Here is a 9,309-nt window from a genome sequence, read left to right on the forward strand (position 1 = left end):
TGCGCGCCACCGCAACATCAGCGGGAGCACCCTCAAGAGGTCGCAATCTACAACGCCCCATCCGCCGCGCCCGCCGGCAATACGCGCTTGAGGTCGTAAATCACCGCGCCGCCGCGGCCGAGTGCGCGGATGCCCGCCGCGCCCAGATCGCGAAAACGCTGGTGCGCCACGGCCAGCACGATGGCGTCGTAGCGGCCGGCTTGCGGCTGCGGCACTACATCCAGACTGTATTCCGCGTGCGCCAGCGCGGCATCGGCCCAGGGATCGTGCACATCCACCACGGCGCCGGCCTCGCGCAATTCGCGGATCAGGTCCACGACCTTGGTGTTGCGCAGGTCCGGGCAGTCCTCCTTGAAGGTCAGACCCAGCACCAGCACGCGCGCGCCGACCGCACCGATGCCGTGACGCGCCATCAGCCGCAGCACCTGATTGGCGACGTAAATGCCCATCTTGTCGTTGATGCGGCGTGCGGCCAGGGTCAGCTCGGGGTGGTAACCCAGCGCGGTGGCCTTGTGCGTGAGGTAATACGGATCGACGCCAATGCAATGCCCGCCCACCAGGCCAGGACGAAACGGCAAGAAGTTCCACTTGCTGCCCGCCGCCGCCAGCACCTCGGCGGTGTCGATGCCCATCTTGTTGAAGATCATCGCCAGCTCGTTGATCAGCGCGATGTTGACGTCGCGCTGGGTGTTCTCGATGACCTTGGCGGCCTCGGCCACGCGGATCGAGCTGGCGCGGTGCGTGCCGGCCGGAACGATGCGCCGGTACAGCGCATCGACGAACTCGGCGGCCTCGGGCGTGGAGCCAGCGGTCACCTTGATGATGGTTTCCAGGCGATGTTGGCGATCGCCCGGATTGATGCGTTCGGGGCTGTAGCCGCAAAAGAAGTCGCGGTTGAATACCAGACCGGAGACGCGCTCCAGTGTCGGGACACAGACTTCCTCGGTGGTGCCGGGATACACCGTGGATTCGTAGATCACCACCGCGCCGGGGCGCAGCGCGCGGCCCACGGTTTCGCTGGCCGCGACCAGCGGGCGCAAATCGGGGCGCTGCGCTTCGTCCACCGGCGTGGGCACGGTGACGATGAACACCTCGCGCCCGTCCAGGTCCGCGCTCGTGTTGCTGTAGCGCAGATGCGGCGCGGCGCCCAACTCGGCGGCGCTGGCCTCCAGGGTGTGATCGCGCCCGGCACGCAGTGCGTCTACGCGCGTGGGATTAATATCGAAGCCCAGCGTGTCGAACTCGCGGCCGAAAGCCAGCGCCAGCGGCAGACCGACGTAGCCCAGACCGATCAGGGCAATGCGGGGATGAGTGGGAAACATGGAGCCTCGCGCGCGTGGGTCGGCATCAATGCCGCTGCGGCGTGGATGCTAGCAGGCGCGCCGCGGCCGGCGCCTTGCATGCGCCGCACGTAGACCATGCGATTGTGCAGGCGGCCTTCACCCACATGCTTGTTTCGTGAACGCTGGCTGTCGCTATACTCCGGGCCTTGCGCGGGTCCGGATTGCGGCCGCGCCGCGCCTTGCCCCTCGCCGAGGACTTTTCATGTTGCGATCGCTTCTGCTTGCCTCGTTTCTGGTCGGCATCGCCAGTGTGGCGATCGCCGCGCCCGCCCCCGCGCCGACATCGACCGCGCCCGTTGCCAAGCATCCCGGCGATGCCGCCGCCGGTCGCCTGATGGTGTTCACCTGCCACGGCTGCCACGGCATTCCCGGCTATCGCAACGCCTACCCGAATTATCCGGTGCCGAAGATCGCCGGGCAGCACTACGACTATCTGGTCGCGGCGCTCAACGAATACCGCGATGGCCAGCGCACGCCACCGACCATGACCATGAACATCCAGGCCAAGAGCCTGTCCGAGCAGGACATCCGCAATATCGCGGCCTACCTTTCCAGCATCCGCAAGTGAGCCCGGGGGATTATTCGATGACACGCACTCTCATCCTCGCCCCGGTGCTGACCGCGCTGCTGCTGATGATCCCGGTCGCGCATGCTGGCGGCAGCGCCGCCGCGGGCAAGAAAAAGGCTGTGGTCTGCTTCGCCTGTCACGGCGAGAACGGCAACTCGCTCGATCCGCAATACCCGCGCCTGGGCGGCCAGTACGCGCAGTACATCGTGCAGGCGTTGAAGGAGTATCAGGACGGCCAGCGCAAAAACCCCATCATGGTCGGTTTCGCCTCGACCCTGACCGAGCAGGACCGCGAGGACATCGCGGCCTATTTCGCCGCGCAAAAACCCGCGGTGTGGACGCTGCGTGGTGAGGTTTCCGGATCGCACAAGCGCCAAGGCACCTCGCTATAACGATTCGGCATGACGAATCGAGGGGCCATTTCCACGCGCCTCGACCGAGCCGAGCCGCAGCCTGTCATGCCGAGACAACAGGCCGAAATAGCCTGACGGTCGCCGCTCAGCGCAGCGCCGACTCGCCGTGCGCGTGCGCCGCGTAGTACGGATTCTCGCCCTTGGCGTGCTCGGTGGCGTCGCGCACGGCGGTGATCTCGGGTACCTGCTCGCGCAAGGTGCGCTCGATGCCTTCGCGCAGCGTCAGATCGACCTGACCGCAACCCTGGCAGCCGCCGCCGAAAGCCAGCACCACGCTGCCATCGCTGCCCACTTCCATCAGGCTGACGCGACCACTGTGTTGCGCCAGTTGCGGGTTGATGATGTCGACGATGACGCGATTCACGCGCTCGGCCAGCGAGGACTGCGCGCCATCCACATCGCCGCGCAGGCGCGGCGCGCGCACGCTGAGCGCGTGACCGGTGCCGGTCGGCAGGTAGTCGAGCGCGGCGCCATCGAGCCACGGCACGCTGGCGCTGTCGATGTAGACGCTGAACCCCTCGCACTCCAGCACCCACTCGTCGCCGACGATCTCGCCGGGCTCGCAAAAACTCAACTCGCAGTCACCTTTCAGCGTGCCGCCATCGCGGGCGCGCAAGCGGATGCCCCAGCCGGGGCTGCCTTGCTCGGCCAGCAGCTTGCGGAAGTAGCTTTGCGCGCGCTCGGAAATATCGATCATGTCGGTGTACCTCGTGGGCACATTGTAGCGGCCTATACTCGCGCCTCGACGATGAACCGGACACACCACCATGACCCTCGATGAACTTGCCGCGCAGCCCTGTGTGCCACGTCGCGGTGCCGAACAGCGCCTGAACGACGCGCGCCTCGCCGAGTTGCTGGCGCTACTGCCCGACTGGCAGCGCAGCGCGGACGGCCTCAGCATCGGCAAGGATTTCCGCTTCGCCGATTTCCACCGCACTCTCGGCTTCATCAACGCGGTCGGCTTCATGGCCAACTGCGCCGATCATCACCCCGATTTGCGGGCCGGTTACGGCCATTGCCAGGTGCTGTGGTCGACGCACGACTGCGGCGGGTTGTCGCTGAATGACATGATCTGCGCCGCACGCGTCGAGCGCCTGCTGCAACGCTGATGAGCCATGGCGCACGGCCGCGGGTGCCGGTGCTGGCCGCGCTGCAGCAGTCCCGGCTGTTGGTAGTGGTGGCGCGGCGGCTGGATGCCGCACTGTGCCGGCGCGCTCGCGGTGCTGTTGACCTTCGCCGCGGGGCTACTGCAGGGGGGATGGTTTCTGCGCCGCGGCGCGCTGCTGCCGGTGATCGTCGCGCACACGCTGGGCGCGGCGGCGGTGCTCGGCATCACCAGCGACAGCGGATGGCTGCGCTTGCTGGCGGTCGGCGGGCGTTATCTGGGCTGGGGCGGTAAGAACATCTGTGAAAGAATCCCCTCGCCTACTGCGGCTGCTCCTGGACGCCTCCGGCTGCGTTGCGGGGATCCCGAAAATCGCTTGCGTAGGCCCGGCTACGCGCTCGATTTTCTGCACCCCGCGCCTTGCCGGAGCCGCCCAGGATCAGCCTCGCGACGGCAGCAGATTCATTCACAGGTTCTGAGTCTGCAGCACTGCCCGCAGTTCATCGGGCAGCAGCGCGGAAAAACTCCAGCCCTGCCCGTCGATCTCGAACTCGAAGCGCGCCGCGTGCAGGAACAGGCGCCTGAGACCGCGCGCGCGCCACAGCTTGTTGACCTCGCGCGCGCCGTATTTTTCATCGCCGGCCAGCGCATGGCCGGCATGCTGAGCGTGCACGCGGATCTGGTGCGTGCGCCCGGTGGCCAAGGTGGCCTCGACCAGACTGGCGTCGGCATAGCGCTCGAGCTCGCGAAAAAACGTCAGCGCCGGCTTGCCGTCATCGGCCACGCGCACCAGGCGCTCGCCGCCGGCCAGATCGAACTTGCGCAGCGGCACGTTCACATCGAAACGCGCGCGCTGCAGGCGCCCCGTCATCAGGCACAGGTACTGCTTGGTGACGCGGCCCTCGCGGATCGCCGCCTGCACACCCAGCAACGCGCTGCGCGAGCGCGCCAGCACCAGCACGCCCGAGGTATCGCGATCGAGACGGTGCGCCAGCTCGATGCTGTCGTCGGGAAAGGCCGCGCGCAGCAGTTCGATGGCGCCATGACTGATGCCGCTACCGCCGTGGCTGGCGATGCCGCAGGGCTTGTCCAGCACCAGGAAATGCTTGTCGCGATGCACCACGGCAGCGCGCAGACGCTCGATCAGCGCCGCGTCGGGCGCCGCGCTGGCCGCGGGGGCCGACTGGCGCAGCGGCGGCAAACGCAGCTCGTCACCCGCGTTCAGGCGCGTGTCGGGTCTGGCGCGCTTGCCGTTCACACGCACCTGTCCGGTGCGCAACAGCCGGTAGATCAGGCTACGCGGCACGCCTTTCAGGATGGTGCTGAGGGCGTTGTCGATGCGCTGTCCAGCGCGCTCGGGACCGACCTGAACGTGCTGAACGCCGCCAACGGGCGCATCGGAAGTTCGCGTCATCATTGAAAAATGTCCCTTCAGGCACCTACACTGCACGGGCTCTTTGCGGGTCCTGGCGGTAAAGCCGCAGGACCGCACCTGCCGGCAGTGCCGGCCGGATCAGGCCGTGCATCGTGTACGAGGCGGCCGCACTCCGTCCAGCCTGTTCATGCAGGTCGGCGTCCAGCCGGTGCCCTAGAAGGCACCGGGCGGTGCCGATGGTGCAGTCGTAACCCACCCACCGGCGCAGCGTAACCCGCTGCGCTTTGCACCCCGACGGTGCGAGCCCGGTTGGCCGCCTCTGGCGCCACCGCGGCGCGCCCCACGGGCGACCGAGGAACAACACAATGAAACGCATGTTGATCAACGCGACTCAGCGCGAAGAGTTGCGCGTGGCCATCGTCGATGGCCAGAACTTGTACGACCTTGACATCGAAATCCCTTCCAAAGAGCAGCGCAAGGGCAACATTTACAAGGGACGCATCACCCGCGTCGAGGCCTCGCTGGAAGCCTGTTTCGTCGAATATGGCGCCGAGCGCCACGGCTTTCTGCCGCTGAAGGAAGTCAACAGGATCTACTTCCAACCCGGCGTGGATGCGCGCAAGGCCGGTATCCGCGAGCTGCTCAGGGAAGGCCAGGAGATCATCGTCCAGGTCGAGAAGGAAGAACGCGGCACCAAGGGCGCGGCATTGACCAGCTTCATCAGCCTCGCCGGTCGCTACATGGTGCTGATGCCGGACAACCCCAATGCCGGCGGTGTGTCGCGACGCATCGAGGGCGAGGATCGCCAGGCGCTGAAAGAAGCCATGGAGCTGCTCACCCTGCCCGAGGACATGGGCCTGATCGTGCGCACCGCGGGCATGGGCCGTGACGCCGAGGAACTGCAGTGGGATCTCGACTATCTGCTGCAACTGTGGAAAGCCATCGACGAGGCCGCCAAAAGCCGCAGCGCGCCGTTCCTGATCTATCAGGAATCACGTCTGATCATCCGCGCGCTGCGCGACTACCTGCGCAACGACATCGGCGAAATCCTCATCGACAGCGAGGAGATGTTCAACGATGCGCGCGAGTTCGTGCAACAGGTGATGCCCAACAACCTGCGCAAGCTCAAGCTGTATCAGGACACCACGCCGCTGTTCTCGCGCTTCCAGATCGAGACGCAGATCGAGAACGCCTTCGAGCGCAACGTGCGCCTGCCCGCAGGCGGCTCGATCGTGATCGATGCCACCGAGGCACTGACCGCGATCGACATCAATTCGGCGCGCGCCACCAAGGGCAGCGACATCGAGGACACCGCGTTCAACACCAACCTCGAGGCCGCCACCGAGATCGCGCGCCAACTGCGCATTCGCGACATGGGCGGGCTGATCGTCATCGACTTCATCGACATGGACAGCCCCAAGCACCAGCGCGAGGTCGAGGACCGGCTCAAGGATGCGCTGCGCCACGACCGCGCGCGCGTGCAGATCGGGCGTATCTCGCGCTTCGGCCTGTTGGAAATGTCGCGCCAGCGCCTGCGTCCCAGCCTCGGCGAATCCACCCAGATCGTGTGCCCGCGTTGCGAGGGCCACGGCCGCATTCGCGGCGTGGAATCGCTGTCGCTGTCGACGCTGCGCCTGGTCGAGGAGCACGCCATGAAGGAAAGCACCGGCCAGGTGCTGGTGCAGGCGCCGCCAGCGGTCGCCAATTACCTGCTCAACGAAAAACGCGCGGCGGTGGTCGAGATCGAAATGCGCCACAAGGTGCACGTGGTCGTCGTCGCCGACGAAAACCTGGAAACCCCGCACCTCGAAATCACGCGCCTGCGCGACAGCGACATGGGCGAGCACGTCAAACCCAGTTACGAGCGCCTGACCGCCCGCGCCGAAACCGTGCTGCCCAAGGCCGGCCAGATCGATGTGCAAGGCGAGCAGCCCGCGGTATCCGGCGTGCGCCCCAGCAGCCCGGCGCCGCTGCGCGAGGAAGAAGATGCCCCCGCCCCCGCCCCCGCAGCCGGCGCGCCCAAACCCGTTGCCACCACACCGATGGCGATGCCGGTATCCGCCGAGGGCGGCCTGCTCAAGCGCCTGTTTGGCTGGTTCCGCAGCGGCGAGACCCCGATCCCGCCCGCGCCCGCAGCGACGGCGGCGAAACCACGCAACAGCGCGCGCGCTGGCGAGCGCGAGCGCGGCCCCCGCGAGACTCGCGAGCACCGCAGCCACCGCGATGAAGCCCGTGGTGGCGGACGCAGCCGCAACGCCACACCCGCCGCCAAGAATGCGGCCGCGCAGCAGCGTCCGACTCAGGCCAGGCCCGCGCCCGCCGCACGCACGCAGACCGCCGCGAGCAAACCCGCCGAGCGTCCCGCCAAACCCGGAGCCGAGCGCGTTGCCAGCGAGCGTCCCGCGAATGAGCGCCCCAGCCGCGAGCGCACGCCCGCCGCGCAGGCCGCCGCGCCGGAAACACCCATTCCGAGCACCATGGTCGATACGACAGGCAGCACAGCGACTGCTCTGGTGCCCGCCAGCGCACCCCACAACCCGACCGACGTCACTGCAGCCAGCATTGCAAGCGCCGGCACCACACTCGCCACACCGGCAATGGCCGGCGCCAGCGAAGGCAACGAAGCACCGCGTTCGCGGCGCCGCGGCCGCCGCGGTGGCCGTCGTCGTCGCAACGCCGAGGCCTCGGCGTTGAACACTTCCGGCACACCCGGCAACAGCGACACCGACGCCGCGGATTACGACGATGAGGACGCTGACAGCGCCGTCGGGCAAGCGCAGCCGAATCACGCCGAGCCTGCTGCGCGCGAGCAAGCCAAGTCGCGCCAAACAGGACTCGCGGCACGCGCGCCAGAACCGACCGCACCGACATCCGTGCCGCTGTCCGCATCGTCTGCGCCATCGTCCGCACCATTCGCGCAGCCTGCGCCAGCAGCGCCGCAGGTGGGCGTGCCGGTCGCGGCACCCGGCGCCGTAACATCCGCTGCGGCACCTGCGGCTGCGCCGGCAAGCAGCGTGGATCTACGCCCTGCTGCCACCACCGCATCGAGCCCGTTGGCGACCGCGCCGACGCCTGCCGCCACGCCCAGCCCATTCGTAGCTGCGCCGCGATCCGTGTCGGCGCCCGTGCCGCCGCGCCCTGCGCCCTCAGTGCCGCTGGATGCCGCCGCCTACGCGACGGCAGCGCCGGTCGTGAGCGCCGCGCCCGCCGCAATGCCAGCGCCCACGTTTTCGGCGCCCAAACCGGCACCCGCCCCTGCCCCGTCAGCGCCCGTGGCAGCACCAACGACCGCACCAACGTTCGCGCCGGTCGCGACACCGGCTGCACCCGCATCCGTGCCAACGCCGGCCGCGATACCTGCGCACGTAGCGTCTACGGCGCCCGCAATCGTGACGGCGGTGCCGTTACCCGCCCTTGCACCTGCGTCGGTCATCAAGCCCGCACCCGTCGTCGCGACACCTGCGCCCGCCGCTGCGCCCAACTCGGCGCCCAGCTCAGCGCCGACGCCCGCTGCCACGCCAGATACACCCGCCGCGCCGCCACAGTCCAGCCTGCTGCAGGACGCCGCGCGGGGCAACGGCGACAAGACGCCTTGAGGCTTCGTCGCGGCCGGCGACTAGATTCCCCGCCCCCGCCTTCGTGGGGGCAGGTTTTTGCGTGGGGATGACGACCTGGTTGTGACTTCGGCGCCGCCGACTACTGGATGACCAGCTTCGCTGTTGTAAAGCGCTTCCCGCCTACGCGGGGATGACATCCGGTAGTGGCTTTACCGCAACCGATCGGTTTCCCGTTCGGCTGTGCCACATGCCTGATTGCCCAACGACCCCAGACACTTCCTCAATCCTTCGTCATTATTCGCGAATGCGGAAATCCAGTGGCTTCGGCGCACGACCGGCTACTGGACGACCAGCTTCGCTGTTGTAAAGCGCTTCCCGCCTGCGCGGGGATGATGGCGACCCAGCTGCCGCCGCGCACTTGGCTGTTGGCCGTCCATCTGCTGACCACGACCAAGACGGCCAACGGAAGTCCCCAAGGGACGGTTACTGGAGACAGGGCGGCGGTCGCGCCGCCTGCGAGGTCACTGGCACGCGCTGGGTCAATGTGCTGCTGGGCAACGTCAAGCGCGCCTCAGCGGCAGCTACCACGCCATCCGGCAGAGCAAGTACGACCGCAGGAAGTCCCTTTTCGGGATGCGCGCCTCTACCTGGTGGAAGCAGCTTACCGTTTCAACCGCCGATTTGACCTGCGCGCGATGCTGCCGCGACTGGTGCGCGCGATGATGTTCTGCGAGCCGCATCCTGAGCCAGTCCTGCGCATGGCGAGCAATTTTCATGCTGAGGATCAAGGCGAATCAGGTCCGCAAAGCGCATTCGCGCACCCAGAAAAAGCCCGGCTTGCGCCGGGCTTTCTCGTGGTGCGGACTGGCGCGGAATTACTGCCCCATCTGCCCCGGGTTCTCGACCTTGAACTCGATGCGACGGTTCTGCGCACGACCTGCGGCGGTG

At 67.6% G+C, this 9,309-nt stretch carries 7 protein-coding genes and 1 pseudogene; 5 read left to right on the top strand and 3 right to left on the bottom strand.

All coding sequences use genetic code 11. The features are described 5' to 3' along the window. Positions 1-47: 47 nt before the first annotated feature. Positions 48-1,322 (bottom strand): nucleotide sugar dehydrogenase, encoded by a 1,275-nt coding sequence (locus tag ACYDAT_RS06520; RefSeq protein ID WP_461449111.1) that lies wholly within the window; start codon positions 1,320-1,322, stop codon positions 48-50. Between the two features lie 223 nt (positions 1,323-1,545). On the opposite strand from ACYDAT_RS06520, the gene ACYDAT_RS06525 reads away from it, so the two are divergent. Then, complete coding sequence (locus ACYDAT_RS06525; RefSeq protein WP_461439272.1) at positions 1,546-1,911, top strand: c-type cytochrome; 366 nt, start codon at positions 1,546-1,548, stop codon at positions 1,909-1,911. Positions 1,912-1,928: 17 nt separating this feature from the next. Continuing rightward, complete coding sequence (locus ACYDAT_RS06530) at positions 1,929-2,303, top strand: c-type cytochrome (protein ID WP_461439271.1); 375 nt, start codon at positions 1,929-1,931, stop codon at positions 2,301-2,303. 106 nt (positions 2,304-2,409) lie between these two features. On the opposite strand, the gene ACYDAT_RS06535 is transcribed toward ACYDAT_RS06530, so the two are convergent. Then, entirely contained in the window at positions 2,410-3,021 is a 612-nt protein-coding gene (locus ACYDAT_RS06535) for an NfuA family Fe-S biogenesis protein (protein ID WP_461439270.1), read from the bottom strand. A gap of 70 nt (positions 3,022-3,091) precedes the next feature. Here ACYDAT_RS06535 and ACYDAT_RS06540 point away from each other — a divergent pair, with 70 nt between their 5' ends. Then, the gene (locus tag ACYDAT_RS06540; protein WP_461449113.1) at positions 3,092-3,433 is read left to right on the top strand and encodes a 4a-hydroxytetrahydrobiopterin dehydratase; all 342 of its coding nucleotides are present in this window, start codon (positions 3,092-3,094) and stop codon (positions 3,431-3,433) included. Positions 3,434-3,895: 462 nt separating this feature from the next. On the opposite strand, the gene ACYDAT_RS06545 is transcribed toward ACYDAT_RS06540, so the two are convergent. After that, a complete protein-coding gene (locus tag ACYDAT_RS06545; protein WP_461439268.1) occupies positions 3,896-4,846 on the bottom strand; it encodes an RluA family pseudouridine synthase in 951 nt (316 codons plus the stop codon). Positions 4,847-5,169: 323 nt separating this feature from the next. Here ACYDAT_RS06545 and ACYDAT_RS06550 point away from each other — a divergent pair, with 323 nt between their 5' ends. Both ACYDAT_RS06550 and ACYDAT_RS06555 read left to right on the top strand, forming a co-directional pair. Beyond that, the gene (locus tag ACYDAT_RS06550) at positions 5,170-8,400 is read left to right on the top strand and encodes an Rne/Rng family ribonuclease (protein WP_461449115.1); all 3,231 of its coding nucleotides are present in this window, start codon (positions 5,170-5,172) and stop codon (positions 8,398-8,400) included. A 457-nt stretch (positions 8,401-8,857) separates the two neighbouring features. Next, positions 8,858-9,137, top strand: a pseudogene (locus ACYDAT_RS06555) (hypothetical protein); the annotation flags it as partial. Between the last annotated feature and the right edge of the window lie 172 nt (positions 9,138-9,309).

This window comes from Metallibacterium sp., from assembly GCF_054637675.1.